Annotated in this window: 27 protein-coding genes; 10 read left to right on the top strand and 17 right to left on the bottom strand. The window is 70.5% G+C overall.

Annotation, left to right across the window (positions count from 1 at the left end; translation table 11 throughout):
- The first annotated feature begins 18 nt into the window (after positions 1-18).
- The 3 genes from AC07RM_RS02405 (at position 19) to AC07RM_RS02395 (ending at position 3438) form a co-directional block, all read left to right on the top strand.
- Positions 19-1479, top strand: a complete 1461-nt coding sequence (locus tag AC07RM_RS02405) for an aldehyde dehydrogenase (RefSeq protein WP_495332709.1) — start codon at positions 19-21, stop codon at positions 1477-1479.
- Position 1480: 1 nt separating this feature from the next.
- A complete protein-coding gene (locus AC07RM_RS02400; protein WP_495332708.1) occupies positions 1481-2386 on the top strand; it encodes an NAD(P)-dependent oxidoreductase in 906 nt (301 codons plus the stop codon).
- Between the two features lie 62 nt (positions 2387-2448).
- Positions 2449-3438 carry a Bug family tripartite tricarboxylate transporter substrate binding protein gene (locus tag AC07RM_RS02395; protein ID WP_495332706.1) on the top strand — a complete coding sequence of 330 codons (990 nt, stop codon included), beginning with the start codon at positions 2449-2451 and terminating at the stop codon, positions 3436-3438.
- Between the two features lie 34 nt (positions 3439-3472).
- Here AC07RM_RS02395 and AC07RM_RS02390 read toward each other — a convergent pair whose 3' ends face one another.
- Genes AC07RM_RS02390 through AC07RM_RS02375 form a run of 4 tightly spaced genes read right to left on the bottom strand, consistent with a single transcriptional unit; the run spans position 3473 to position 6029 of the window.
- Positions 3473-3859: a type II toxin-antitoxin system RelE/ParE family toxin gene (locus AC07RM_RS02390; RefSeq protein ID WP_398491351.1), complete on the bottom strand. Its 387-nt coding sequence runs from the start codon at positions 3857-3859 to the stop codon at positions 3473-3475.
- Between the two features lie 16 nt (positions 3860-3875).
- Complete coding sequence (locus tag AC07RM_RS02385) at positions 3876-4178, bottom strand: type II toxin-antitoxin system Phd/YefM family antitoxin (RefSeq protein WP_398491353.1); 303 nt, start codon at positions 4176-4178, stop codon at positions 3876-3878.
- A gap of 56 nt (positions 4179-4234) precedes the next feature.
- Positions 4235-5191 (bottom strand): prolyl aminopeptidase, encoded by a 957-nt coding sequence (gene pip / locus AC07RM_RS02380; RefSeq protein WP_495332704.1) that lies wholly within the window; start codon positions 5189-5191, stop codon positions 4235-4237.
- Positions 5192-5210: 19 nt separating this feature from the next.
- A complete protein-coding gene (locus AC07RM_RS02375) occupies positions 5211-6029 on the bottom strand; it encodes an IclR family transcriptional regulator (protein ID WP_398491357.1) in 819 nt (272 codons plus the stop codon).
- Between the two features lie 132 nt (positions 6030-6161).
- Between AC07RM_RS02375 and AC07RM_RS02370 the strand changes: the two genes are divergently transcribed.
- Genes AC07RM_RS02370 through AC07RM_RS02355 form a run of 4 tightly spaced genes read left to right on the top strand, consistent with a single transcriptional unit; the run spans position 6162 to position 10573 of the window.
- Positions 6162-7157 (top strand): tripartite tricarboxylate transporter substrate binding protein, encoded by a 996-nt coding sequence (locus tag AC07RM_RS02370; RefSeq protein ID WP_495332701.1) that lies wholly within the window; start codon positions 6162-6164, stop codon positions 7155-7157.
- Positions 7158-7192: 35 nt separating this feature from the next.
- Complete coding sequence (locus tag AC07RM_RS02365; protein WP_495332699.1) at positions 7193-8002, top strand: enoyl-CoA hydratase/isomerase family protein; 810 nt, start codon at positions 7193-7195, stop codon at positions 8000-8002.
- Positions 7999-10101 carry an acetate--CoA ligase family protein gene (locus AC07RM_RS02360; protein WP_495332697.1) on the top strand — a complete coding sequence of 701 codons (2103 nt, stop codon included), beginning with the start codon at positions 7999-8001 and terminating at the stop codon, positions 10099-10101. Before AC07RM_RS02365 ends, AC07RM_RS02360 begins: the two co-directional genes overlap by 4 nt.
- Before the next feature lie 40 nt (positions 10102-10141).
- Positions 10142-10573 carry a GNAT family N-acetyltransferase gene (locus AC07RM_RS02355; protein ID WP_495332695.1) on the top strand — a complete coding sequence of 144 codons (432 nt, stop codon included), beginning with the start codon at positions 10142-10144 and terminating at the stop codon, positions 10571-10573.
- A gap of 192 nt (positions 10574-10765) precedes the next feature.
- On the opposite strand, the gene AC07RM_RS02350 is transcribed toward AC07RM_RS02355, so the two are convergent.
- The 4 genes from AC07RM_RS02350 to AC07RM_RS02335 all read right to left on the bottom strand — a co-directional run bounded on the left by AC07RM_RS02350 (position 10766) and on the right by AC07RM_RS02335 (position 13331).
- Positions 10766-11656: an SDR family NAD(P)-dependent oxidoreductase gene (locus AC07RM_RS02350; RefSeq protein WP_495332693.1), complete on the bottom strand. Its 891-nt coding sequence runs from the start codon at positions 11654-11656 to the stop codon at positions 10766-10768.
- 245 nt (positions 11657-11901) lie between these two features.
- Positions 11902-12087: a hypothetical protein gene (locus AC07RM_RS02345; RefSeq protein ID WP_495332691.1), complete on the bottom strand. Its 186-nt coding sequence runs from the start codon at positions 12085-12087 to the stop codon at positions 11902-11904.
- 94 nt (positions 12088-12181) lie between these two features.
- On the bottom strand, positions 12182-12742 hold the full coding sequence (locus tag AC07RM_RS02340; protein WP_495332689.1) for a peroxiredoxin family protein: 561 nt from the start codon (positions 12740-12742) through the stop codon (positions 12182-12184).
- A 43-nt stretch (positions 12743-12785) separates the two neighbouring features.
- Positions 12786-13331 (bottom strand): carboxymuconolactone decarboxylase family protein, encoded by a 546-nt coding sequence (locus tag AC07RM_RS02335; protein WP_395346426.1) that lies wholly within the window; start codon positions 13329-13331, stop codon positions 12786-12788.
- Between the two features lie 99 nt (positions 13332-13430).
- On the opposite strand from AC07RM_RS02335, the gene AC07RM_RS02330 reads away from it, so the two are divergent.
- The gene (locus tag AC07RM_RS02330) at positions 13431-14300 is read left to right on the top strand and encodes an AraC family transcriptional regulator (protein WP_495332686.1); all 870 of its coding nucleotides are present in this window, start codon (positions 13431-13433) and stop codon (positions 14298-14300) included.
- A 42-nt stretch (positions 14301-14342) separates the two neighbouring features.
- Here the strand turns inward: AC07RM_RS02330 and AC07RM_RS02325 are convergent, their stop codons facing one another.
- The 7 genes from AC07RM_RS02325 to AC07RM_RS02295 all read right to left on the bottom strand — a co-directional run bounded on the left by AC07RM_RS02325 (position 14343) and on the right by AC07RM_RS02295 (position 21023).
- Positions 14343-14846 (bottom strand): hypothetical protein, encoded by a 504-nt coding sequence (locus AC07RM_RS02325; protein WP_495332684.1) that lies wholly within the window; start codon positions 14844-14846, stop codon positions 14343-14345.
- Positions 14847-14913: 67 nt separating this feature from the next.
- Positions 14914-15900, bottom strand: a complete 987-nt coding sequence (locus AC07RM_RS02320; RefSeq protein WP_495332682.1) for a Bug family tripartite tricarboxylate transporter substrate binding protein — start codon at positions 15898-15900, stop codon at positions 14914-14916.
- Positions 15901-15944: 44 nt separating this feature from the next.
- Positions 15945-16979: an alpha/beta hydrolase gene (locus AC07RM_RS02315; protein ID WP_495332680.1), complete on the bottom strand. Its 1035-nt coding sequence runs from the start codon at positions 16977-16979 to the stop codon at positions 15945-15947.
- Between the two features lie 36 nt (positions 16980-17015).
- Positions 17016-17882 (bottom strand): isocitrate lyase/PEP mutase family protein, encoded by an 867-nt coding sequence (locus tag AC07RM_RS02310; protein WP_495332678.1) that lies wholly within the window; start codon positions 17880-17882, stop codon positions 17016-17018.
- 2 nt (positions 17883-17884) lie between these two features.
- On the bottom strand, positions 17885-18877 hold the full coding sequence (locus AC07RM_RS02305) for a tripartite tricarboxylate transporter substrate binding protein (RefSeq protein ID WP_495332676.1): 993 nt from the start codon (positions 18875-18877) through the stop codon (positions 17885-17887).
- Complete coding sequence (locus AC07RM_RS02300) at positions 18874-19818, bottom strand: hydroxymethylglutaryl-CoA lyase (protein ID WP_495332674.1); 945 nt, start codon at positions 19816-19818, stop codon at positions 18874-18876. Before AC07RM_RS02300 ends, AC07RM_RS02305 begins: the two co-directional genes overlap by 4 nt.
- 8 nt (positions 19819-19826) lie before the next feature.
- A complete protein-coding gene (locus tag AC07RM_RS02295) occupies positions 19827-21023 on the bottom strand; it encodes a CaiB/BaiF CoA transferase family protein (RefSeq protein ID WP_495332672.1) in 1197 nt (398 codons plus the stop codon).
- A gap of 163 nt (positions 21024-21186) precedes the next feature.
- Here AC07RM_RS02295 and prpR point away from each other — a divergent pair, with 163 nt between their 5' ends.
- Both prpR and AC07RM_RS02285 read left to right on the top strand, forming a co-directional pair.
- Positions 21187-23142: a propionate catabolism operon regulatory protein PrpR gene (prpR, locus tag AC07RM_RS02290; protein WP_495332670.1), complete on the top strand. Its 1956-nt coding sequence runs from the start codon at positions 21187-21189 to the stop codon at positions 23140-23142.
- Between the two features lie 87 nt (positions 23143-23229).
- Entirely contained in the window at positions 23230-23562 is a 333-nt protein-coding gene (locus AC07RM_RS02285) for a HigA family addiction module antitoxin (protein ID WP_431514197.1), read from the top strand.
- Between the two features lie 61 nt (positions 23563-23623).
- On the opposite strand, the gene AC07RM_RS02280 is transcribed toward AC07RM_RS02285, so the two are convergent.
- Positions 23624-24364, bottom strand: coding sequence for a cobalt ABC transporter substrate-binding protein (locus AC07RM_RS02280; protein WP_495332668.1), 741 nt, complete (start codon positions 24362-24364; stop codon positions 23624-23626).
- Between the two features lie 23 nt (positions 24365-24387).
- Positions 24388-26571 carry a TonB-dependent receptor gene (locus AC07RM_RS02275; protein WP_495332666.1) on the bottom strand — a complete coding sequence of 728 codons (2184 nt, stop codon included), beginning with the start codon at positions 26569-26571 and terminating at the stop codon, positions 24388-24390.
- Between the last annotated feature and the right edge of the window lie 65 nt (positions 26572-26636).

The following is a 26636-nucleotide window of genomic DNA, read 5'->3' as shown; positions in this document are numbered from 1 at the left end:
GGCCCCAAGGAGACTTCCATGAGCGCGAGCACGCAAAGCGCGGGCGTCAGGCCCTTCTTGATCGGCGCCACCTGGACAACAGGCCAGGGCACGCCCTTCGAATCGATCAACCCCGCCACCGGCGCTCTCAACGGCCTGATCGGCAGTGCGAGCCGCGAGGACGTGGACCTCGCGGTGCGCACCGCCAAGGCCGCGCAGGCCCGGCCCGAGTGGCGCGCGACGCTGCCGCACCGGCGCGCGGCGATCCTGCACCGCATCGCCGACCTGATCGAGGCCAACGCCGAGGAGCTGGCCGAGCGCCAGATGCGCGAGAACGGCAAGCTGCGCGCCGAGTGCGTGGCGCAGGCGGCCGGCGGCGCGGCGGCCTACCGCTACTTCGCGTCGATCTGCGAGACCATGCCGGCCGAAGTGGCGCCCTCGCGCGGCGACCATCTTTCGATGGTGCTCTACGAGCCCTTCGGCGTGGTGGCCGCGATCACGCCCTGGAATTCGCCGCTCACGCTCGAGTCGCAGAAGGTGGCGGCGGCGCTCGCGGCCGGCAACGCGGTGGTGCTGAAGCCCTCGGAGTTCACGCCCACCATCGCGCTGCGCGTGGCCGAGCTCGCGCTCGAGGCCGGCCTGCCGCCGGGCATCCTCAACGTCGTGACCGGCCTCGGCGCCGAGACCGGCTCGGCGCTGGTCGCGCATCCCGAGGTGCGGCTGATCTCGTTCACCGGCGGCACCGCCACCGGCAAAGCGATCGCGCGCGAGGCCGCGGGCCGCATGGCCGCGGTGGCGCTCGAGCTCGGCGGCAAGTCGCCGCACATCGTGTTCGCCGACGCCGACCTCGACAAGGCGCTGCAGGGCGTGCTGCATGGCGTGTTCTCATCCAGCGGCCAGTCGTGCATCGCGGGCACGCGGCTGTTCGTCGAGCGCGGCATCCACGACGCCTTCGTCGCGCGGCTGGTGCAGGCCGCCAAGGCGCTGCGCGTGGGGCCGCCCGACGATGCGCGCTCGCAGGTGGCGCCGCTGTCGTCCTTCGTGCACCGCGACAAGGTCGAGGCCATGGTCAACATGGCGCGCGAGGACGGCGCCGAGGTGCTGGCCGGCGGCAGCCGCCCGGCCGATCCCGCGCTGGCCGACGGCGCCTACTACCTGCCCACCCTCATCGGTGGGGTGACGAACGATGCGCGCATCTGCCAGCAGGAGGTGTTCGGCCCGGTGCTGTGCGTGATGCCCTTCGACGGCGAGGAGGATCTCGTCGCGCAGGCCAACGACACTTTCTTCGGCCTGGCCGCGGGCGTGTGGACGCGCGACTTTCCGAAGGCCTGGCGCGTGGCGCGCGCGGTCGAGGCCGGCACGGTCTGGATCAACACCTACAAGACGCTCAGCGTGTCGGTGCCCTTCGGTGGCTTCAAGGAAAGCGGCTCGGGCCGCGAGAAGGGCTTCTTCGGCATCCGCACCTATCAAGAGGCCAAGACCGTGATGGTGGGGCTCTGAGATGACGCTGCGGACCCTGGGTTTCGTCGGCCTCGGCGTGATGGGCGAGCCCATGTGCGCCAACCTCGCGGCGAAGAGCGGCGCGCGCGTGCTGTGCCATGACCTCGATGCCGCGCCGATGCGGCGGCTGGCCGAGCGCGGCGCGGTGCCGGCCGACTCGCTGCGCGCATTGGCGCTCGAGGCCTCGGTGGTGTTCCTCTGCCTCGCGAGCGCGCAGGCGGCGGAGTCGGTGGTCGAGGCGCTCGCCGAGGCCTGGCAAAGCAGCGAAGGCGTTCGCACCGTGGTCGACATGGGCACCACCTCCGTGCTGGCCACGCGCCGCATGGCCGAGCGGCTCGCGCAGGCCGGCCACCGCTTCGTCGACGCACCGGTGGCGCGCATGCCCGCGGCCGCCATCGCGGGCACGCTGAGCATCATGGCCGGCGGCGCGGCCGAGGACGTGAGCGCGCTGATGCCCCACTTCCGCTGCATGGGCAGCGACATCACGCACTGCGGCGGCACCGGCGCGGGCCAGGTGGTGAAGATCCTGCACAACACCGTGCTGTTCGAGGCCGTGCAGGCCCTGGCCGAGGCGATGGCCGTGGCGCGCGCGCACGGCGTGGATGGCGCGGTGCTGCTCGATGCCATCGAACTGGGCTCGGCCGACAGCCGCGCCGCGCGCGTGCAGGGCCGCGAGGCGCTGCTGCCGCGCCATTACCCCGAGGGCCGCTTCGCGACGCGCTATGCGCTCAAGGACGTGAGCCTCGCGCTCGAACTCGCGCAGGCCGCGGGGCTCGAGGCCGCGATGGCGCGCGAGACGGCGTCGACGCTGCGGCGCACGATCGACGCGGGCTGGGGCGACCGCTATTACCCGGCGCTCTACGAGCTCGTGTCGGGTGCGCCGCCGCGCGACGCCGCGAACGACTGAAGTCTTTCTCTTCTTCTCCCGATTCATCACAACGCATGCCGCACCAGCGGCAGGAGACAGCCATGACCGCTTCCTTCCTCTTTCTTCTCTCGCGGCGCGCCGCCCTCGGCGGCCTGCTCGCGCTGGGCCTCGCCGCCTCCGCGGCCGCCGCCTTCCCCGACAAGCCCATCACGCTCGTCGTGCCCTTCCCCGCGGGCGGCGCCACCGACGCGATGGCGCGCTTCACCGCGACCCGGCTCTCGAAGGAGCTGGGCAAGCCCGTGGTGGTCGACAACCGCGGCGGTGCCGGCGGCGCGATCGCGGCCGAGGTGGCGCTGGCCGCGCCGAAGGATGGCTACACGCTGTTCTTCACCACCACCGGCACGATGGCGATCAACCCCTTCATCTACCGCAAGCTCAAGTACAACCCGCTGACCGACTTCGAGCCCATCGGCAACGTGGCCTCGGCCTCGAACGTGCTGGTGGTGCATCCCTCGGTGAAGGCGAACACGGTGGCCGAGCTGATCGCGCTGGCCAAGGCCAACCCCGGCAAGCTCACTTATGCCTCGGCCGGCATCGGCGCCTCGAGCCACCTGTCGGGCGCGCTGTTCGAGAGCATGACCGGCACGCAGATGCTGCACGTGCCCTACAAGGGCTCCGCGCCCGCGCTGTCGGATTTCCTCGCGGGCCGCGTCGACATGATGTTCGACACCGCCTCGACCCATGCGCCCTACGTCAAGGCCGGCAAGATCCGCGCGCTGGCCGTGACCAGCCCGCGCAAGTCGCCCGCCTTCCCCGGCGTGCCCTCGATCGCCGAGGCCGGCGTGCCGGGCTACGACGTCTCGATCTGGTTCGGCGTGGCCGCGCCCGCGGGCGTGCCCAAGTCCGCGATCGACCGCCTCTCGGCCGCGCTCGAGAAGGCCTGGCAGGCCCCCGACATCAAGGCCGCGCTGGCCGAGGTGGCGGCCGATCCGCAGTACCTGGGGCCGGCCGAGTACAAGCGATTCATCGCGGCGGAGCACCAGAAGTGGGGGCGGATCGTGAAGGCGGCGGGGGCCGAAGGGCAGGACTGACTGGCTGGCCCGGGGCTGCGTGGCTCCGATGTACTCAGCGCCGCCACAAGGCCATGAAATCGAAGGAGAGCTGTCGCTGGTGGCGAATCGAGAGCAGATGGATCCGGCCATCGATTCGCGCGTAGAGCAGCAGGTAGTGCGTCATCACGTACTCGCGCAGTTCGCCGTCCTTGGCGAGTGCGCCGAGCTGCTTGATCAGTCGTGCCGTGCCATTGGCGACTTCCACCGAGCGGGTCGGTCGCTCGAGGAACAGGCGCCCCATGCCAGGGAAGCTCTCGAGGTTGGGGATGACGGTGTCCGCCAGTTCCTCCAGCAGCGTGTCGAAAGCGTGCGGCGCCTCGGCGTCGATCAGGAAGGCTTCGATCTCTTCGAGGTTTCGCTCGAAGTTCGCTGTGAGCTTGACGGTGCTCTTCGCGGTCACGGTGCGGCGTCGCCGGTCACCCGGCGGATTTGGCCGCGCGGCGACGCTGGATGGCGGACAGAGCGCTTCGCGCGTCCTTGACCTTGCCGGCAGCGACGTCGGCCAGGCCCCGGCTGGCGTCCTCGATCAGCAGCAGGTGGATGCGTTCGCGCTCGAGCTGGTGGTAGTAGTCGAGCCGCTGCGCATCGATGATGGCCACATAGCTCTCGCCATTCTTGGTGATGATCTTCTCAGCTCCGGCCTTCACTTCGTCGACCAGTTCGGACAGGTTCGCCCTGGCCTGCGACAGCGGAATCACGTCAGCGGCTGAGATGGCCATGGCCGGCTCCTTGAGGTTGATTTGTACAGAATTCTGCACATTATAGAGATCCCGCCTCAGCGCTCGGCAAACCCATCCGTCGCCCGCAGCAACCGATCGAGGATCCCGGGCTCCGAATACGCATGCCCCGCTCCCTCGATCAGGTGGAACTCCGCCTCGGGCCAGGCCTTGTACAGGGCCCAGGCGTAGCGCGCGGGGCAGGGCATGTCGTAGCGGCCGTGCACGATCACGCCCGGGATGCCGTGCAGCCGGTGCGCGTCGCGCAGCAGCTGGCCGTCCTCGAGCCAGGCGTCGTGCACGAAGTAGTGGTTCTCCAGCCGCGCGAAGGCCAGCGCGAAATGGTCGTCGGCATGCGAGGCAGCGAGCGCTGGGCTCGGCAGCAGCGTGATGGTCTGGCCTTCCCAGACGCTCCAGGCGCGCGCGGCCTCGATCTGCGCCACCGGGTCGTCGCCGGTCAGTCGCTTGCGGTAGGCCGCGATCATGTCGCCGCGCTCGGCCTCGGGGATCGGGGCCTGGAACTGCTCCCATCGGTCGGGGAACATCTCCGACACGCCGAACTGGTAGTACCAGTCGAGCTCGGCACGCGTGACGGTGTAGATGCCGCGCAGCACCAGTTCGCTGACGCGCTCGGGGTGCTTCTGCGCATAGGCCAGCGCCAGCGTCGAACCCCACGAACCGCCGAACACCAGCCAGCGCTCGGCGCCCACCAGTTCGCGCAGGCGTTCGATGTCGGCCACCAGGTGCCAGGTGGTGTTGGCCTCGAGGCCCGCATGCGGCTGCGACAGGCCGCAGCCGCGCTGGTCGAACAGCAGCAGGTCGTAACGCGAGGGATCGAACAGCCGCCGGTGCTCGGGCGAGATGCCGCCGCCCGGGCCGCCGTGCAGGAACACCGCGGGCTTGGCGCCGGGCGTGCCCACGCGCTCGTAGCGGATGCGGTGGCCGTCGCCCACGTCGAGCATGCCGCTCTCGTAGGGTTCGATCGGGGGATAGGGCTGGCGCAGGGTGTCGGTCATTCGATGCTTCCTTCGGGGTTCATGCAAAGCCGCGCGCGAGCGCGCGTTCCACGTCGGCCACCAGCGCGAGCAGCGCCGGCGAGAGTTCGCGCACCACGCTCGCGAGCGATTCGCTGCTGGAGACGCTGAGGTTGAGCACATAGCCCGAGGCGCCCGGCGCTTCGTCGGGCTGCGCGGCGGGCAGGCGGATCGGCGCGGCGAGCGCCACCACCTCGGGCTGCCAGGCGGCGGCGCAGAAGCCGCGCGTGTTCACGCTGGCGATGGCGGCCTCGATCTCCTCGCGCAGCGCCGGCCACTGCTCGCGCCGGCGCTGCTTGAACAGCGCATAGAGCGCCTTGCGCCGCGGTTCGCCGGCCGTGGCCAGCCAGGCGCGTCCGAGCGAGGTGAGTTCCATCGGCACGCGCTGGCCCGAGACCACGTTGCGCAGCGACACGCGCCGGTTGTAGCGGATCGACTCGAGGTAGACCATCTCGTCGCGGTCGGGCGCGGCCAGGCCGACGTTGATGCGGCGCGACTCGGCCAGCGCGCGCATCTTCGGCGCGGCCAGCGACAGCACGCTGGAGCCCGAGCGCATCGCATGCGCGAGGCTCAGCACCGCGGGCGCCAGCCGGTAGGCGCGCTGGCCCGCATCGACCTGCAGCATGCCCGCACCCACCAGCGTCTGCGTGAGTCGGCTCACGGTGGAGCGCGACAGGCCGGTGCGGTCGGCGAGCTCGGCATTGCCCAGCAGCTCGGAGCCTGGCCTGAAGGCGCGCAGGATCTCCACGCCGCGTTCCAGCGAACGGTTGGCCGGCGAGATGCCGGGCTTCTGCTCGAGTGAGGGGGTCATGCGGCTCATGGGGGCTCCATCCAGGCCTAGGCTTCGATTCCATTGCTTGGAATTGGGGGAGTGTATGCGCAGGCCCTCGTGCCTATGCTTTTCCCCTATGGCGCAGCGAGCTTTTTCCGCCCGCGCCGACAAGGAGACAGCATGCAATTTCGAATCGACGGGCGCGCGCGGCGCGTGCTCATGAGCCTGGCAACCGGCCTGGCCCTCGCCTTGGCGATGGGCGGCGCGGCCGCGCAGGCCTTCCCCACGAAGCAACCGATCCGCCTCGTCGTGCCGTTCGCGGCCGGCGGCGGCACCGACGTGATCGCGCGCGTGCTTGGCGCGGGCATCGGCGCCGAACTGAAGCAGTCGGTGATCGTCGAGAACAAGCCCGGCGCCGGCACCATCATCGGCAGCGACTACGTCGCCAAGAGCGCGCCCGACGGCTACACGCTGCTGATGGCGACCTTCGCGCACGCGGTCAACCCCAGCCTGCAGCCCAGGCTGCCTTACGACCAGGCCAAGGCCTTCGCACCATTGAGCCTGGTCGGCCGCTCGCCCAATGTGCTGGTGGTGCGCAGCGACCGCGACTTCCGCTCGGTGGCCGACCTGCTCGCGTTCGCGAGGGCGCATCCCGGCAAGCTCAGCTACGGCTCGTTCGGCAACGGCACCTCGGCGCACCTGGCGGGCGAACTCTTCAAGCGGCTCGCGCAGGTCGACCTCACGCACGTGCCGTACCGCGGCTCGGCGCCCGCGCTGACCGACCTGCTCGGCGGTCAGATCGACCTGATGTTCACCACCGCCGCGAGCGTGGCGCCCTACATCGCGAGCGGCAAGCTGCGCGCGCTGGCCGTGACCTCGCCGCAGCGCTCTCCGGCCATGCCTTCTGTGCCCACGGTGGCCGAGAGCGGCGTGCCCGGCTACGTGGCCGAGAGCTGGTACGGGCTCTATGCGCCGGCCGGCACGCCCACCGAGGTGGTGGCGCGGCTCGATGCCGCGATCCGCAAGGCGGCGCACAGCGAGACTTTCAGCAAGCGCATCGCCGACGAGGGCATCGTGGTGATCGCCTCGCCGCCCGAGGAACTGACGCGCTATGTCGCCGCCGAGCAGGCCCGCTGGGGCCAGCCGGTGCGCGAGGCGCACATCCAGCTCGACTGAGCGAGCCCTCTTCCATTCTTCATCCCCTTGCCGACATGACCACTCCCACCTCTTCCATCCAGCTTCGCACCGAGGACGGCGTCGCCATCCTCACGCTCGACCGCTCCGAGGTGCGCAACGCCGTCGACGACGCCATGCGCGGCGAACTCATGGCCGCGCTCGAGCGCGTGAACCGCGACGACAGCGTGCGCGCGCTGGTGCTCACCGGCGCGGGCAGGGCCTTCTGCGCGGGCGGCGACATCCGCGCGATGCAGCAGCGCATGCAGGCACCGGCCGGCGATATCGCCTACAACGGCTGGGCGCGGCAGCAGCGCACCCATCACGCACTGAGCGCGCTGCACGACCTGCCCAAGCCCACCATTGCCGCGGTGAACGGCGCCTCCACCGGCCTGGGCACCGACCTCGCGATGGCCTGCGACTTCGTGATCGCCTCCGAGCCGCATGCCAGCTTCGCCTGGAACTACGTGCTGCGCGGGCTGATTCCCGATGGCGGCGGCATGTACTTCCTGCCGCGCCGCGTGGGCCTGGCGCGCGCCAAGGCGCTGATCTTCACGGGCCGCACCGTGCGCGCCAACGAGGCGATCGAGCTCGGCATCGCCGACCGCCTGAGCACGCCCGAGGCGCTGCTGGCCGACGCGACGGGCTGGGCGCGCGAACTCGGCGCGGGCTCGCGCACCGCGGTCGCCCTGGCCAAGGGCATCCTGAACCAGAGCTTCGAGCTGCAGGCCGAACAGGTCTTCGGCCTCGGCAGCCAGGCGCAGGCGATCTGCTACACCTCGAACGAGCACCGTGCTTCGGTCGAGGCCTTCCTCGCGAAGTCGGCGGCCAAGGAGGGCGCGCGATGAGCGATGCCAGCTCCCCCATCTCTCGCCTGATCCGCCCGCGCAGCGTGGCGGTGATCGGCGCTTCGGCCGATCTCGCGAAGACCTCGGGCCGGCCCGTCGCCTATCTGCAGAAGCATGGCTTCACGGGCGCGATCCATCCGGTGAACCCGAAGGCCGAGACCATCGCGGGCCTGCGCTGCTACCCCGACATCGGCGCGCTGCCCGAGGCGCCCGATGTCGCGATCGTGCTGCTGGGCGCCGAGCGTGCGCAGGCCGCGGTGCGCGAACTCGCGGCGCGGGGCTGCGCCGCGGCGATCGTGCTCGCGAGCGGCTATGCCGAGACCGGCGCGCAAGGGCAGCAGCGCCAGCGCGAGCTGCTCGAGGCGGCTGGCGGCATGCGCCTGCTCGGGCCCAACACCATCGGGCTGGTGAACCTCACCGACCGCATCACGCTGTCGGCCAGCGGCGCGCTCGAGGCCGACGACCTCGTGGCCGGCGGCATCGCGGTGGTGTCGCAGAGCGGCGGCATCCTGGGCTCGCTGCTCTCGCGCGGCGCGGCGCGCGGCATCGGCTTCTCGAAGCTGGTCTCCACCAGCAACGAGGCCGACCTCGACCTCGCCGATTTCGTCGACCACCTGGCCGAGGACGAGGCCACGCGCGTGATCGCGCTCTACATGGAGGGCGTGCGCGACGTCGCGAAGTTCCGCGCCGCCGCCGCCAAGGCGCGGCGCGCGGGCAAGCCGCTGGTGGTGTTCAAGATCGGCCGTTCCGAATCGGGCGCGCAGGCCGCGGCCTCGCACACCGGCGCGCTGGCCGGTGCCGACCGCATGTACGACGCGCTGTTCCGCGAGGTGGGCGCGATCCGCGCGCGCGACTTCTCCGACCTGCTCGACCTGCCGGCCGCGCTGGCCACGGGCCGCCGCCTCGGCGGGCGCCGCGTGGCCATCCTCACCTCGACCGGCGGCGCCGGCACGCTGGTGGCCGACAGTCTCGGCGTGGCCGGCTTCGAGGCGCCGCCGCCCGACGCGGCCACCGCCGAGGTCCTGCGCACGCTGCAGGCCGACGGGCCCTCGGTGCTCGACCGCAATCCCATCGACGTGACCCTGGCCGGCCTGCAGCCGCAACTGCTGCGCCGCGCGCTCGGCGCGCTGCTCGACAGCCCGGGCTACGACGCGGTGGTGGTCATCGTCGGCTCGTCGGCGCTGGCCATGCCCGACCTCGTCGCCGATGCGATCCGCGACTGCCTGCCGGGCACGACCAAGCCGGTGCTGGCCTACGTGAGCCCGCATGCGCCGGCCGTGGCCGTGCTGCTCAACGGTCGCGGCGTGCCGGCTTTCAGCGCGCCCGAGAGCTGCACCGTGGCGCTGCAGGGCATGCTGATGCAGGACGGTGCGACGCCGGTGGACGCCGTGTCGGCGGGCGCCATCGTCGACCTCGCGGGCCTGCCCGCGCAGGGCTCGTTCGACGAGGCCGAGGCCAAGGCGCTGTTCGCGCGCTTCGGCGTGCCGGGCGTGCGCGAGGTCGCGGTGCGCGATGCGCGGCAGGCGGCCGAGGCCGCGCCCGCCCTGGGCGAGAAGGTGGTGCTCAAGATCCTGTCGCGCCGCATCACCCACAAGACCGAGGTCGGCGGCGTGGCCGTGGCCGTGCCCGCATCGCAGGTGGCCGCACGCGTGGCTCGCATGCACGACGACGTGGCGACCGCCACCGGCCAGGCGCCCGAGGGCTACCTGGTGCAGGAGATGGTCATGGGCGGCACCGAGATGATCCTCGGCCTGCACCGCGATGCGCTCGGCACCGCGCTGCTGATCGGCATGGGCGGCGTGACCGCAGAGCTCGTCGGCGACACCGTGCTGCGCATGGTGCCGCCGGGTGGCGCGCTGGTGCGCGAGGAAGCCGCCGCGATGCTGCGCGAGCTGAAGACCTGGCCGCTGCTCGACGGCTATCGCGGCCGGGCGCCGGCCGATGTCGAGGCACTGGTCGACGCGATCGTCGCGTTCTCGCGCATGGCGGGGCAACTGGGCGAACGGCTCGAGACGGCAGAGATCAATCCGCTGTTCGTGCTGGCGAAGGGGCAGGGGGTGAAGGCGGCCGATGGGGTGGTGGTGCTGGCGGGGGGCTGAAGAGCTTCGATCAGCAGGCCTGCGCTATCCTCGATCGACCATGACCGAACTGCGCATCACCACCGACAAAGCGGCGATCGACGTCGCCCTGGTTCACCGCTTCCTCAGCGAGAGCTCGATCTGGGGCCGAGGCATTCCGCTGTCCACCGTGCAGCGTTCGATCGAGCACTCCCTGTGCTTCAGCGGTTTCATCGGTGCCGACCAGGTGGCCTTCGCCCGCGTGATCTCCGACCACGCAACCTTCGCGAACCTGGTCGACGTGTTCGTGCTGCCCGAGCATCGGGGGAGGGGGTACATCAAGGTGCTCATGCAGGCGGTGATGGGCTTTCCCGCGTTGCAGGGGCTGCGTCGCTTCACGCTGGCGACGGGCGATGCGCACGGGCTTTACGAGCGGTTCGGGTTCACGGCACCGTTGAGGCCGCAGTCGTTGATGGAGCGGTATTTCCCGAATCTCTACACCTCACGGGATTGAGGTAGACGGCTGCTCGAAGCAGTCGATTTCGAAACTCTCAACACGGTTGAGAGAGATTTCCTGGCGTTCGTGCCTTCGTGCCCGCGGCCTCAACCCGATCCAGGGCGGCGCGAGGTACTCGGGGCGCGCGGGAAAAAAACAAGGAGGAGCGTGATCGGAAGACCGACCCCACTCCTTCCGGCCCGGCAACGCTCAAGCTGCCTTCAAGGCATCCTGCCCATACGTCCCCGCCGCCCGCACATCCGCCGGATCGAAGCTCGCCCCCGCCCCCTGCTGTTCGCGTTGCACCGCGAGCCGCGCGCCCTCCTGCGCAGCCATGTCGAACAGGCGATTGGGATCGTGCCGGCGCAGTTGCAGCGCGGCTGCTTCCAGCCCGGCGGCGATCTCGATCTCGCGCTGGCCCGAAGCCATGCCGTCGAGCAGCAGGCCGGCCGCGATAGCGGGCTCCATGCCCTGGTCGATGTTCGCGTCGGAACGGCCGCGGGCGCTGCCGTCGGCGCCGAGCGCATTGATCGACACCGCGGTGCGCACCGAGCCCGGCAGCGCGACGCTGACGCGGATGCCGTAGGCCTGCTCGACCTCGGCGCGCAGGGCATCGAAGTAGCCCTGGACCGCATGCTTGGCGCCGCTGTAGCCGGTGCGCAGCGGCGCGCCGACCTTGCCGGCCACCGAGCCGATCACGGCGATGTGGCCGCTGCGGCGCTCGGCCATGCGCGGCAGCACGAGCTGGGTGAGGGCGACGGGTGCGAGGTAGTCGACCTCGATCAGGCGGCGATAGACGGCGAGGTCGGTGTCGATGGCGAGGCTGCGCTGGGCGATGCCGGCGTTGTTGATCAGCACGTCGATCTGGCCCTGCCAGCCGGCGGCGCGCTCGACGATGGCCGGCAGGGCGTCGTAGTCGGTGGCCTCGAAGGGCAGTACCAGCACGCGCTCGGGGGCGCGCGCCGCGAGGGCGGCCAGCGGCTCGGGGCGGCGGCCGGAGGCGATCACGCGCGCGCCGCGCTCGAGCAGCGCGAGTGCGAGGGCCTCGCCGATGCCGGAGGAAGCGCCGGTCACCCATGCGGTCTTGTTCTCGAAGTACATCTGAAAGCTTTCCTTGACGTGGAGCGGTGTGGGATCCCGCGGCGCGTGTCGGTGTGTTGGATTCGGATGTTCTGCTCCGACGAGGCCGCGGGCGTGGCGTGCGCCTCGGTCATTGTGGGGGCACCGCAAGGGCCTGACCATCGGCCAATGGGGGTAATGCAAGAGTGTGCAGTGGCCTGGCGAGGGGCGGCCAAAGGTGGTCGGTGGGCGCGAGCCTTCGGCGCCCCTGGCCGCCAGTGCGGCCTCTACTTGCCCTTGGCCGGCGCGGTGGCGACGGGCGCGCCCTGCGTCGCGGGCGCGGGCTTGTCCCGCTCGCTGCTCACCCACGTCAGTGCGTAGACGACCAGCACGACGGCGACCGCGGCGATCGCGCTCCACATCACGATACCGGGCTTCTGGTGGTTCTGTCCCTGGTTGGTTCCGGTCGGCATGGTGTCCCTCTCTGTCTGTAGTACCGCGGTGCGGGGAACTCCAAGCTAACAGGCCACACGCGCGCGGCTGTCGGACGCGCGCCAGTGCCCGACGTCAGCCAACCGGACAGCCTGTGTCGCCGCAGCCTTCGCCCGCGGCCGCTTCTTCTTCGCGAACCGCATCGGCGATCAACGGCGCGGCGACGTCCTCGGCCGCGAGCTGGCCGATGGCCGCGCCCAGCGACATGTCGTCGAGCAGGCCGAAGTGGCTCAGCCGCAGCTGCCCCTGCCTGTCGATCAGCACCACGCTCGGCGTGCCCTGGAACTGGTAGGCGCGCATGGTCTGCGGAATGCTGCTGCCGGGCGAGGGCCGGTCGATGCCGATCGGGAAGACGTAGCGGTACTCGCGCACGAAGGCCTCGAGCGCCGCGGGCGTCATGACCTCGTGGTGCTCGAACACCGAGTGCAGCCCGATCACCGCGACGTCCTTCGCGGCGAACAGTTGCCGGGTCTTCTTCGCCTGCGGCAGGCCGTGCGTGGCGCAGGCCGGGCACAGCATCTGGAAGGCATGCAGCACCACGACCTTGCCGCGCAGCGATTCGAGCGTGACGGGGGCCTCGGTGCTGAGCCAGCGCTCGACCTGCAGTTCGGGCGCCGGGGGATGGATTCTCGACATGGTTGATGGCTCCAATGCAATGGCAACGCCCCGGCGCTCGTGCTCAAGCAGCCGCGCGCAGCTTCACGCCCGGGAAATCCACGGGCACGTCGAAGGCGACATTCACATAGTTCGTGAACAGGTTCAAGGCCACGTGCGCAAGGAGCTCGACGATCTGCCGGTCGTCGAAGCCCGCGTCGCGCAGCGCCTGCACTTCGGCGGCGTCGATCTGTCCGCGCTGCTCGACCACCGCGAGCGCGAAGCGCAGCGCCGCGGCGGTCTGCGGATCGGCGGACTCGCCGTGCTGCGCGGCCGTCATCTCTGCCGACGAGGCGCCGGCCTTGCGGCCCAGCGCCGTGTGCGCGGCCAGGCAGTAGTGGCAGGCATTGCGGTCGGCGATCGCCACCGCGATCTTCTCGCCGAGCTGCGCGGGAATCACGCCGCCGCCGAGCGCGCCGAACGATCCCCACAGGCTCTGGAGCGCGGCCGGCGAGTTGGCGACGGCGCGGAACATGTTGGGCGTGGCACCGAAGGCGCCGTGGATCTGCGAGAGCAGCGCCTGGGTGTCGCCGGTGGCTTCGGCGGGGGAGACGAGGGGGATGCGGGACATGGTGATTTCCTTCAGGGAGTTGTGTCGGTGAAGGAAGTTTGCTGGCGATCCTCGTATGATTCGGATCGTTTTATCCATTAAACATATCTTTTCGTCCGAATGGCCGCGCCACCTCCCATCGACAGGCTGTCCTCGCTGCTCGAGCGCTTCCGCGTGCGCGCGCACCTGTTCCACAACGGCCCGCTGTGCGGCACCACGAGCTTCGCGGCCGAGCCGGGGCGCGGCTTTCTGCACGTGCTGCGCCGTGGCGAGATGGTGGTCACGCATGCCGCGCGCAGCGGCGCGCCGCGCAAGCTGGTCGTGAAGGAACCAAGCCTGCTGTTCTATCCGCGCCCGCTGTCCCACCACTTCCACAATGCGCCCGTCGAAGGCTCGGACTTCGTCTGCGCGACGCTGGACTTCGATGGCGGCGAGACGCATCCGCTGGCGCGCGCGCTGCCGCCGCTGATCCGCCTGCCGCTGCGCGAGGTCGAGGGGATCGAGCAGTCGCTCGCGCTGCTGTTCTCCGAGACCACGCGCGTGCAGTGCGGCCACCGGCTGCTGGCCGACCGCCTGTTCGAGGTGGTGCTGATCCAGCTGCTGCGCTGGCTGCTCGATCATCCGGAGCACAGCGAACTGCCGCCGGGCCTGCTGACGGGGCTCGGCGATCCTCGGCTCGCGCGCGTGCTGGTCGGCCTGCACGAGCGGCCCGGCGAGCCCTGGCCGCTCGAGCAGATGGCGCGCGAGGCGGGCCTGTCGCGCAGTGCCTTCGCGCAGCGCTTTCGCGAGGTGGTGGGCACCACGCCCGCCGACTACCTCGCGCTCTGGCGGCTCAGCATCGCGCAGGCGCAACTGCGTTGCGGTGCCTCGGTGAAGACCATTGCCGACGAACTCGGCTATGCCAATGCCTCGGCGCTGTCGCGCGTGTTCGCGCAGAAGCTGGGCGTGTCGCCGCGCGAGTGGCTGGCGGCGCGGCGCGAAGGCTCCTGAGGCATCGCCGGTCCAGGGCCGGCCGCGGCGACGCGGGTGCGATCAGATGCTGGATCCGGCCTTCACGCGCTTCGCCGCGGCACGCAGCAGCACGCGCGAGTAGAGCTTGTGGAAGCCCGTCAGCGCATCGATCGTCCAGCCGAGGCCGCCCTGCGCGCGCGGCAGGACGGCCGAGCCGAAGAACAGCGTGGTCTGCGGTGCCGCGCCGTCCGCGCGCGGCGCCACCATGAGCCAGCTGCGCGTGCGTCCGGTCGCCAGCACGATCTGGTCGGCCGCGCGCGCCTCGACGCGCCAGGCCGAGAAGGTCTCGACATGGCCCGCGGCCAGGGCGGCCGCATCGACGTCGTTCGCACGCCGTCCGAGCACCACACCGAGCAGCCAGCGCTCGGGCTTGAAGGCCGGCGAGGTATAGAAGGCCTCGACGTAGGCGGCCAGCGGCACGCGGCCGTCGACGGCGAGCGCGTGGCAGTCGGTGTAGGCGCCCGTGCCCTCGTAGCGGGCGAGCAGGGCATGCGCGGGCAGGGCGCGGATCTCGATCGGATTCATGGGGCGGCGGCGGTCGCACGAGGATGCGTGCCCGTGCATTGTGCGGTGCCGTGCCCCGTGCCCGGCGTCAATCGACCCGGACCTTGGCCGCCTTCACGATCTGGTCGTACTTCGCGAGGTCGGCGCGGATCTGCTGGCCGAACTCCGCGGGCGTGTTGCCCAGCGCCGAGATGCCCAGCGACGCCAGCCGCTCGCGCACCTCGGGCGACTGCACCACCGCATGCAGCTCGCGCTGCAGCCGGTCGACGATGGGCTGCGGCGTCTTCGCGGGCGCAAGGATGCCGATCCACGAGCTCGACTCGAAGCCCGGCACGCCCGATTCGGCGACCGTGGGCACCTCGGGCAGCGAGGCCAGCCGCTGCGCGCTCGACACGGCGATCGGGCGGATCTGGCCCTTCTGCACGAAGGGATAGGCGCCGGCCACCGCGGTGTAGAGCATCGGCAACGAGCCGCCGACGAGGTCGGTCATCGACTGTCCGCCGCCCTTGTAGGGCACGTGCACGAAGTTCGCGCCGGTGCGGGCCTTGAGCAGTTCGCCGGCCAGGTGCGGCGTGCTGCCGGTGCCCGCGCTGCCGTAGGACACGCCGCCCGGGTTGGTCTTCGAATAGGCCACCAGCTCGGACAGCGTCTTCGCGGGCACCGACGGATGCACGACGATGATCAGCACCGCGTCGCCGATCTTGCTGACCGGCACGAAGTCCTTGAGGGTGTCGAACGGCACCTTGGCATAGACGTGCGGATTGATGACCAGCGTGCCGTCGAAGCCCAGCAGCAGCGTGTAGCCGTCGGGCGCCGCGCTGGCCACCATCTGCGTGCCGATGTTGCCCGAGGCGCCGGGCCGGTTGTCGACCACCACGCTCTGGCCCAGGCGCGCGCCGAGCTTGTCGGCCACCACGCGCGCGCCGGTGTCGGTCACGCCGCCGGGTGTGAAGGGCACGATCAGGCGGATCGGCTTGTTCGGGTAGTCCTGCTGCGCGGCCGCGGGGCCCATGGCCAGAGCGAGCGGCAGTGCGGCCGTGAGCAGGCGCGCCAGCGTGTTCTTCCATCCATTCATCGCTTGTCTCCTTCGTTCGTTCTTCGTTTCGCTCTTGGTTTCGTTCAGCGCTTCAGGCCCTGCTTCGCGAGCCACTGGTCGACGCGCTCGGCAATCGCATCCGAGTTGCGGTCCATCATGAGCATGTGAGAGTTGCCGCGCCAGCCGAGCTCGGGCAGCAGCAGCCGGTCGCCCGTGCCGCCGGCCGCGATCAGCCGCTGGCGGAAGTTCTCCTGCTGCGCCGTGATGCGGGCCCAGAACGGATAGCGCTCGAGGTTGTCGCCCCACACCCACAGCATGGGCACGCCCTTGAGGCGCGCAAAGTCGGTGGTCTCGGGGTTCGGCGAGCCCGAGGTCTCGACGGCGACGATGGCCTTGACCTTGTCGGGGTACCTGAGCGCCGAATTGAAGGCGAAGTTGCCGCCCTGGCTGTGGACCACGATCACGCAGGGGCAGGCCTTCTGCACATAGGCGTCGTAGGCCGCCTGCGTGGCCGCGTCGTTGGTGCTCCAGCGCGGTATCGACTGCTTGGCGAACTGGTCGAAGCTGGCCACCGGGAACTGCGTGCCCGGCAGCGCGCGGCGCTTCGCGGGATCGGTGTCGTACGAGCCCGTCTCGCCGATGCGAAACAGCTCCCAGCCTTCCTTCTTCGGCCGGAAGAAGGGTTCGCTCTTGAAGATCTCGGGATAGCGCGCCCACGAGGCGCGGCCGCGCTCGACCGCGTCGCTCACGTACACGTCCCAGCCGGCGCGCAGGAAGTGGTTCTCCCAGCCGGGCTGGCCGTCGGGCTTGGTCTCCCAGGTCACGCCCGAGAGGCCGCCGCCATGCCACAGCAGCAGCGGATAGCGGCCCTTCGGGTTCGCCAGGCGCGTGTAGCGCGCATAGAGCGCCTCGACCTCGAAGTCGCCGTTGGGGTCGAACTTCAGCGGCGGCGCGCCGGGCGTGAACACCAGTTCCTTCTCGGGCAGGCCCGAGAGCGTGACGGCGCGTCCGCCCACGTGGTAGCTGCCGACGTCGGCCACCTGCAGCGCGCCCGTCGAGCAGCCTGCCAGCGCCGCGGCCGCGATGCCGGGCAGCGCGAGCTTCCATGCATTTCTCATCTCTTGTCTCCGTTGTTGTCGGTGTGGGCGAGCGCGCTATCGCGCCCAGCGCTTCTCGAAGTCCCAGACCTCCTCGAAGCCGATGCGCCGGCAGAACTCGTTGAAGTCGAACAGATCGTCGCCCAGTGCCAGGCTGCCTCCGCTGGCCTTCAGATGACGCAGCGCGCGTTCCATCGCGGCCGCGGCCGCGAGGCTGGTCATCGACGGATAGATGGCGAGCGAGAAGCCGATCTCCTGCAGCGCCTGCGCGTCCAGCATCGGCGTCTTCCCGCCATCGGACATGTTGGCCATCATCGGCAGCTCGAAGGCCTCGCAGGCGCGGCGCATCTCGTCCTCGGACTGCGGCGCCTCGAAGAACAGGATGTCGGCGCCCGCGCGCGCATAGGCCTCGAGCCGGCGCAGCGCCTCGTCGACGCCGAGCTCGGCGCGCGCATCGGTGCGCGCGATGATCAGGAAGTTCTTTTTATCCTCGCGCGCCTCGGCGGCCACGCGGATCTTGTCGACCATGTCCTGCACCGGCACGCAGCGCTTGAACGGCGTGTGGCCGCACTTCTTCGGAAACTCCTGGTCCTCGAGCTGGATGGCCGTGACGCCGGCCGCCTCGTAGCCGCGCACCGTGTGGTGCACGTTGAGCAGGCCGCCGTAGCCCGTGTCGGCATCGGCGATGACGGCCGCGCCGCCGCTGCTGCGCACCAGCGTCGCCATGCGGTCGAGCATCTGGGTGTAGGTGGCGATGCCCGCATCGGGCAGGCCCAGGCTCGAGGCCGTGAGCCAGAAGCCCGAGCCGTAGACGATGTCGAAGCCGACCTTGGCCGCCATGGTGGCGGCGATCATGTCCTGCAGGCCGGGGATGACGATGAACTCGCGGCGCTCGAGCTTCTCGCGCAGAAGGGGGCTGGCCATCGTCACTCGGCCCGGATGCCGCCGCGTTGCGCGACCAGCGTCCACTTCTTCGTCTCGGCCGCGAGGAAGCTGCGGAACTCGGCCGGCGGCGTGAGCGTGATGTGCGCGCCCTGGTCCTCCATCTGCTTGAGCACGGCCGGGTCGGCCGCCACCTTCTTCAGGTCCTGGTTGATCTGCGCGACGATCGGCGCGGGCAGGCCGGCCGGGCCGAACAGGCCGTACCAGCTCAGCGACTCCACGCCGTCGAGGCCGGCTTCCTTGAAGGTCATCGCATCGGGGAACAGCGCCATGCGCTGGGTGTCGGCCACGCCGACCACGCGCAGCGCGCCCGAGCGCACATGGGGCAGGGCGGTCAGCACGCTGGTCACGCCCATCGGCAGGTGGCCGCCGATGATGTCGACCATGATCGGCGCGCCGCCCTTGTAGGGCACGCCGGTCGATTGCAGCTTGCCGGCCTGGCGGATCATCTCGCCGGTCAGCCGGGTCTGGCCCTCGGAATAGCCCACGCCCAGCGGCTCCTTGCGCGCCGCCTCGATCACGTCGCGCAGCGTCTTGTAGGGGCCGTTGGCCTGCACCACCAGCACCGAGGGCGAGTTCGCGATGTTGGTGATCGGCGTGAAGGCCTTGTCGGTGTCGTAGGGCAGGCTCTTCATCAGCACCGGGTTGACCGCGTGCGAACCCACCACCAGCAGCAGCGTGTGGCCGTCGGCCGGCGCGCGCGCGACGAAGTTCGAGCCGATCACGCCGTTGGCGCCGGTGCGGTTGTCCACCACCACCGACTGGCCCCACAGGTCCGACAGGCGCTGCGCCATCAGCCGGCCCACGATGTCGGTGCCGCCGCCCGCGGAGTAGGGCACGACCAGCGTGACGGGCTTGGTCGGGAACTTGGCGGCCGGTGCCTGCGCCCAGGCACCGGTCGCGGCCAGGGCCGCCAGCGCGGCGAGCGCCGTGCGGCGGGTGGGATGCGCGGTGCAGGGAGTCGATGGGTTCGTCATGTGTTGGCTGTCTCCGGGGATGTGTTGTTGGATGAATTCGTCTTCTCGCGCTGGCGCCGCAGCCAGGCGATCGCGCGGCCGCCGAGCGGTCGCTGCAGCCGTTCCTGCGCGAAATCGATCGCCTCGAGCAGGCCGTCGAGCGAGATGCCGGTGGAAAAGCCGCTGCGCTCGGCCATCAGCACCAGGTCTTCGGTGGCGAGGTTGCCGGCGGCACCAGGCGCGAACGGGCAGCCGCCGATGCCGCCCACGCTGGCGTCGAAGCGGCGGATGCCGGCCTCGAGCGCGGCCCAGGCATTGGCGACCGCCATGCCGCGCGTGTCGTGCAGGTGGATCGCGAGCCGTTCGGGCGCGATGGCTTCGGCGAGCACGCGCATGCGTTCCTTCACCATGCCCGGCGAGGCCGAGCCGATGGTGTCGGCGATCACGATCTCGCCGGCGCCCGCGGCCTGCATGCGCCGGGCGAGGCGCAGCACCTCGGCCAGCGGCGTCTCGCCCTCGAACGGGCAGTCGAAGGCCACGGCCACGTAGGCGCGCGTGCGCAGGCCCAGCGCTTGCGCCGCGGCCAGCGTGCGTTCGCTGACCTCGGTCGCCTGCTCCAGGCCCATGTTGATGTTGCGCTGGTTCATGGTCTCGGTGGCCGAGAGCACGACCGCGATCTCGGCCGCGCCGGCCGCATGCGCGCGCTCCAGCCCCTTGAGGTTGGGCACCAGCACCGAGCAGCGCAGCTCGGGCAGCGCCGCGTGCACCAGCGGCAGCAGCTCGGCCGCGTCGGCCATCTGCGGCACGGCCTTGGGCGACACGAAGCTGGTGGCCTCGATGCTGCGCACGCCAGCGGCCGCGAGCAGTTGCACCAGGCGCAGCTTGTCGTTGACGCCCAGGTGCACCGGCTGGTTCTGCAGGCCGTCGCGCGGCGCGACGTCGGTGATGTGGATGGCTTCCATCGGCATCTTCAGGCGATGGTGCCGGCCTGGCGCAGCGCGTCCAGCTTCGCGTCGGAATAGCCGACCCAGTCGCCGAGCACGCGGCGCGTGTGCTCGCCGAGCGACGGCGGGCTGCCGTAGGCCTGGGGCGCGGCGGCCGAGAGCTTGATCGGGTTGCCCGGCATGCGCACGGTCTCGCCGGTGTGCAGCGGCACCTCGACCACCATGTCGCGCGCCAGCACCTGCGTGTCGCTCAGGGCCTGCGCGAAGTCGTTGACCGGCCCGCACGGAATGCGCGCCTGGCGCAGCCGCTCGAGCCAGTGGGCGGTCGGCTGCTTGCGCAGTTCGCCGGCGATCAGCGCGTCGATCTCGGCCTTGGCCGCGAAGCGCACCGGCTGCTGCCGGTAAGCCGGGTCGCGCAGCTCCGGCAGGTCGATGAACTCGACGAAGCGCTCGAAGAAGGGGTCTCCGATGCAGGCGATGATGATGTGGCCGTCGGCCGTGGGATAGCTGTTGTAGGGCACGTGCACGAAGTGGCCGTTGCCGATGCCCGCGGGCACGTGGCCCGACATCAGGTGCATGGTCGCCATGTAGTTGAGCAGCGAGATCTGCGCGTCGAGCATCGAGATGTCGACGTGCTGCCCGCGTCCGGTGCGCTCGCGCTCGGCCAGCGCCGCCAGCACGCCCATCGCGCCGAACATGCCGCCGCCGAGGTCGCCGATCGGGATGCCGCTGCGCGTGGGGCCGCTCTCGGGCGTGCCGGTGATCGACATGCCGCCGCCCATCGCCTGCACCACCTGGTCGAAGGCCGGGCGCTGCGTCTCGGGGCCGGTCTGGCCGAAGCCCGTGACCGAGCAGGTCACGATGCGCGGGTTGACCTGCGACAGCGAGTCGAAGTCGATGCCCAGGCGCTGCGTGACGCCGACGCTGAAGTTGTCGAACACCACGTCGGCCCGGCGCACCAGGTCGAGGAACACGGCCTTGCCCTCGGCGCTCTTGAGGTCCACGCAGACGCTCTCCTTGTTGCGGTTCAGCGTGAGGTAGTAGGCGCCCATGCCGCCGCGCGCGTAGTCGGGATCGTTCTCCAGCAGGCGCCGGGTGCCTTCGCCGCTGCCGGGCGGCTCGACCTTGATGGTGCGCGCGCCGAGGTCGGCCAGCAGCATGGTGCCGTAGGGGCCCGACAGCATGTGCGTCAGGTCGAGCACCGTGATGTGTTCGAGTGCCAAGTCGTGTGTCTCCTGAAAGACCTTCGTGTTGCACGGCATGTGCCAGCGCGCGGGTCTGGAGGCAAGTCGTTGATGTGAAAGGGTATTTTTTAGAAGGCTCGGGTTTTTACTGTGTCTTGTGCGACATGAATGAAACACGACGCGTGTTTCAATGCGATCCATGATGGAACGCCCGCTCCCCTCCGACCCGGCCTCGCCCGCGCGCCGCGGCCTGCCGCGCCTGTGCTTCCTGAGCTACCGCCAGATCCGCGAATTCGCGATGCCCGTGGTGGCCGAGTACGTCGGCCGCGCCGAGATCGAGGTGGTCGACGGCACCTTCGGCGACGCGCTCGCGATCGCGCGTGACCGCCTCGAACGCGGGCTGGTCGATGCCTTCGTCAGCGCGGGCTCGAACGCGAGCATCCTGCGCGCCGGCCTCGAGGCGCCGGTGGCGACGATCCAGCTCGGCGGCTTCGACCTGATGCAGGCGCTGATCAAGGCGCGGCGCATCGCCAAGCGCGTGGGCGTGGTGATGTACGGCCAGACCATTCCCGAGCTCGACGAGGTCAAGGACCTGCTCAACATCGAGGTCAGCCAGTACGCCTACCGCACGCCCGACGACGCACGCCAGCGCTTCGAGTCATTGCGCCGCGAGGGCTTCGACGTGATCGTGGGTTCGAGCCTGGTGGTGGAGCTGGCGCAGCAGGCGGGGCTGCACGGCCTGCTGGCCTATTCGCTCGCGAGCATCCGCAAGGGCTTCGAGGACGCGATGGAGCTCGCGCGCGTGGCGCGGCTCGAGGCCGGACGCTACGAGCAGCTCAACGGCGTGCTGCACAACCTGCAGGAGGCGGTGCTCGCGGTCGACCGCGACAACCGCATCATCGCGGTCAACCCGCCGATGCAGCTGCTGCTGGGCCATGCGCCCGCGCGCCTGCTGGGACGCTCGCTCGAGGTGATGCAGCCTGAGCTGTCGCTGCGGGCCACGCTCGACCAGGGCCTGGAGGAGCGCGCGCTGGTGCAGCGCTTTGCGCAGCGCGACTGGGTGGTGAACCGCACGCCGATCCGCGAGCACGGCGAGATCGTCGGCGCCGCGCTCACGCTCTACGACGCGCGCGCGATCCAGGAGGCCGACACCAGCCTGCGCATGCAGCACGGCCGCCGCCAGAGCGCGGCGCGGCATCGCTTCGCGAGCCTGGTAGGCCACAGCCCGGCTTTCGCGCGCGCCGTGCAGACCGCGCAGCGCTTCGCGCGCAACGACCTCACGGTGCTGATCGCGGGCGAGAGCGGCGTGGGCAAGGAACTGTTCGCGCAGTCGATCCACAACGAGAGCACCCGCGCGGGCCGGCCCTTCGTGGCTGTGAACTGCGCGGCCTTTCCCGAGGCGCTGCTCGAAAGCGAGCTGTTCGGCTACGAGGAAGGCGCCTTCACCGGCTCGCGGCGCGGCGGCAAGCGCGGCCTGTTCGAGACCGCGCACACCGGCACCCTGTTCCTCGACGAGATCGGCGACATGCCGCTGCACCTGCAGACGCGCCTGCTGCGCGTGCTGCAGGAGCGCGAGATCACGCGGCTGGGCGCGACCGCGCCGATTCCCGTCGACGTGCGCGTGATCGCCGCCACGCACCAGCCGCTGCAGCAGATGATCGCCGAGCGGCGCTTTCGCCAGGACCTCTACTACCGCATCAACACGTTGCGCCTGGTGCTGCCGCCGCTGCGCGAGCGGCGCGAGGACGTGGCGCTGCTCGCGCAGGTGCTGGTGGAGCGCTGCCTGCAGCGGCAGGGCCATGGCGCGCTCGATGCGCGGCGTGCGCTGGCACCGCTGATGCCGCGCCTGCTGGCCTACGGCTGGCCTGGCAACGTGCGCGAACTCGAGAACGTGGGCGAGCGCATCGCCGTGTTCCTCATGCAGTTCGAGCGGGTCGAGGAGATTCGCTGGGAGGAGCTGCGGCACGAGTGTCCGGAGCTGTTCGCGGACGAGAGCGCCGCGCCGGTCGAGGTGAGCGGCGTGCCCGCGAAGTCGCAATGGCGCGAACTGTTGGCCGCGAACGGCGGCAACCGGCAGCAGACCGCGCGGCAGCTGGGGGTGAGCCGATCGACGTTGTGGCGGTGGGTGCGGGAGATGGAGAATGCCGAGGAGCTATGAGACCGAGTCAGGCCAGGGAAGATCGACGACCCGCACTGATCAGACCAGCCTGGGCTGGTTGATTGTTCTTACGCAATGGAGTGCGACATGAAGAATGGAATGCGCCCGGTCCATCCGGGTGAAGTCCTTCGCGAGGACTACCTGAAGCCGCTCGGCATGACGGCGAACGCGTTGGCGAAGGCGCTGCACGTGCCCGCTTCGCGCATCAACGACATCGTGCTCGAGCGTCGCGGCATCACGCCGGACACGGCCCTGCGTTTGGTGCGCTATTTCGGCGGTGAGGAGGCCGACGCGCAGGGCTGGATCACCATGCAGGCGACCTACGACTTCAAGATCGTCGCCAAGGCGGTGGGCAAGGCGATCTCCAGGGAGGTGTCGCCGCGGGCTGCGGACGACGACCGCCTGGCGCTCACTTCGTAAGGGCGCACTGGCGGTCAGAGGCACGAGGGCCGCGGGCCCTCGGTCCCTCAGTCCCGTCGACTTACTTGTTCGGCGCAGCCGCCGGCCCCGCCGGCAGCGCCGCGATGCCGTCCGCCTTCACATAGGTCAGCGTCGTCACATAGCTCACGCTGTCGAACTTCTCGGGCCCGTTGGCACCGGGCCGCTCGCCGGCCACGGCGTCGCTGACGCTGACTTCGGCCACGTAGGTGCCCTGCCACGGCAGGTCGAACTTCACCAGGCCCTGTTCGTCGGTGTGGCCTTCCTTGGCCCAGCCCGATTGCGTGACCAGCGCGACCTTGGTCTTGGCCTTGGGCTGGCCCTTGAAGAACAGCTTGAACTCGCCGGCATTGCCCGCGGGCACGATGTCGAGCACCAGCTTCGGCTGCAGCGGCGCGAAGCCGGTGACCAGGCGCGCGGCCGGGTGGTAGCGGCCGACGGTCTGCTTGTCGCCCTGCTTGCGGTTGAACAGCGGATAGCCCGCGTCCTCGGCCACGATGCTCTCGCCGGCCGCGGCGCCGAAGGGCAGCGCGAAGCCGCTGGCGGTCTTCTGCGCGTCGACGCTCTGCTCGCCCTTGGCCGACACCAGGGTGGCGGTGGGCTTGCCGAACTTGTCGAGCAGGCCCGGCGAGACCTCGCGCAGGTTCTCGCCGAATTCGCCGAAGCGCACGACGGCGGTCTTCTCGCCGGCCGGCTGCTCGATCCAGATCTGGTGCGCCTGCGCGGCACCCGCGAAGCCCAGCAGGGCGAAGGCGGCGGTGGCGATGGCGTTGATGCGGTTCATGCGTAAAGCTCCTTGGTTCAGGTTCAGAAATCGACGGTGGCCGACAGCATCAGCGTGCGCGGCGCGCCCACGGTGACGTAGGTGCTGGTCACCCAGTAGTTCTTGTCGAACACGTTCTCGAGGTTGGCGCGGAAGGTCACGGGCTTGCCGCCCATCTTCGTGGCGTAGCGCGCGCCGATGTCGAGTCGCGTCCAGCCCGGCACGCGCAGGATGTTGGCGGCGTCGGCATACACGGAAGACGTGTGGATCACACGGCCGTTCAGGCTCAGGCCCGCCACCCACGGCGTGTCCCAGTCCAGGCCCAGGTTGAAGGTGCGGTCGGGCACGCCGGCCGCGTCCTTGCCCTGGTTGGTGCCACCGGCGGTGCGCGTGAGCTTGGCGTCGTTGAAGGCCGCGCTGGCCATCACGCGCAGGCCCTGCTGGAGCTCGCCGTAGGCCGTGAACTCGAGGCCGCGGTTGCGCTGCTCGCCGCCGAAGCTGTAGACCAGCGTGGCCGGGTCGGTGAGGGCGTTGGGTCGCGTGATCTGGTAGACGGCGGCCTGCGTCGTGAGGCGGCCCCAGTCGACCTTCACGCCGGCTTCGTACTGCTTCGACTTCTGCGGTGCGAAGGTCTCGCCGACGTTGGCCGTGCCCGGGCCGGCCGTGCCGCCGCGCGTGAGGCCGGCCGTGTAGTTGGCATACACCGAGACGTTCTGCACCGGCTTGAACACCAGGCCCACCAGCGGCGAGGTCGCGCTGGCCTTGTAGCGGCTGGTCGATGCGCCCGAGGTCTGCGAGAAGTTCTCCTGCTCGATGGTCTGGTCGCGCAGGCCCAGCGTCGCGAGGAAGCGACCGTCGGCGAAGGACATGGTGTCGGCCAGCACCACGCTCGACTGCTTGAGCTCGGCCGACTTCACCGCGGGCGTGCGCGGCGTGGTCACCAGCGGCAGCGGAGAGGGAAAGTACAGGCTCGACGGATTCGTGGTGCGCGAGGTCGCATAGAAGAAGCCCGACTCCTGGTCGAGCAGGTTCACGCCGAGCGCCACCGTGTGGCCCACGCCGCCGGTCTTGAACCTGGTGCGCACGCCGGCGTCGGCCGCGGTGGTCTTGCTGTAGAAGTCGTAGTAGGCGTTCGAGACGTTGAAGTTGCCCAGCGAATTGGGCCGGCCGCTCGGGAACACCTGCTGGTAGTCGAGGTCGGTGTAGCCCACGCTGCCGTAGACCATGGTGCTGTCGCTGATGTCGTACTCGACGCGCGAGATGGCCGTCTTGACGTTGTCGTTCAGCTCGGTGCCCGGGTAGAAGTTCAGGCGCGCCGACGGCGGTTCGGGAATGCGCGTGATGCCGGCCGCGAAGCTGGTCTGCGGGCGGAACTCGCGCGTCTCGCCCTTGCTCGCGAAGGCGTCGAGCGACCAGCGCAGGCGCGTGCCGAGGTAGTCGAGGCCCAGCGAGCCCAGGCCTAGCTTCTGCTTGCCGTTGTCGATGTTGCCTTCGCCGTTGCGGAACACGCCGTTGACGCGCACGCCCCACTGGTTCTCGTCGCCGAAGCGGCGGCCCACGTCGAGGTGCGTGCCGAGCTGGCCCTTGCCCATGTAGGTGGTGGTCAGGCGCGTGAGCGGCGCATCGGCCGCGCGCTTGGTCACCACGTTGATGCTACCGCCCACGCTGCCGCTGGGGCCGACGCCGTTGGCCAGCGCGCCCGGGCCCTTGAGCACCTCGACGCGCTCGATCATCTCGAGCGGCACGCGCGTGGTGGGCGTGAGGCCGAACAGGCCATTGAGCCCGATGTCGGCGTTGGGCACGGTGAAGCCGCGGATCTGGAAGTCGTCGCCGAAGCCGCCGCGCGAGGTCAGCGGGCGCACCGAGGCGTCGTTCATCACCACGTCGGCCACGCTCAGCGCCTGCTGGTTCTGGATCAGCTCGGCCGTGTAGTTGGTGGTGCTGAACGGCACGTTCATCAGGTCGGTGATGCCCAGGATGCCGAGGCTGCCGCCGCGCGCGAACTGGCCGCCGGCATAGGTCTTCTGCAGGCCGCCGATGGCCTCGGCTTCGCCCGAGACGACGACCTCGCCGAGCTGGCCCTGCGCAGGGGCTGTGGTGGTCTGGGCCGCGGCGCTCGCGGCCGCGAAGGCCAGGCAGGCGGCCAGGCAATGGCGCGCCAGCGGGCGGAGGGAGGAGGGCGGAAGGGAAGAGGCGGTGCGGGACGGGGAAGCGGCGGACGAGGGCATCGGTCAGGAATCGGCGAGAAAAGGCAGGCACCGGCGAGCCGGTGCGCGGGGCGGGGCGAGGTCGG

It is taken from the genome of Variovorax sp. GW821-FHT09B05 (assembly GCF_059418265.1).
The sequence above is the reverse complement of the archived record's forward strand: the minus strand, read 5'-3'. Positions and strand labels throughout refer to the sequence as shown.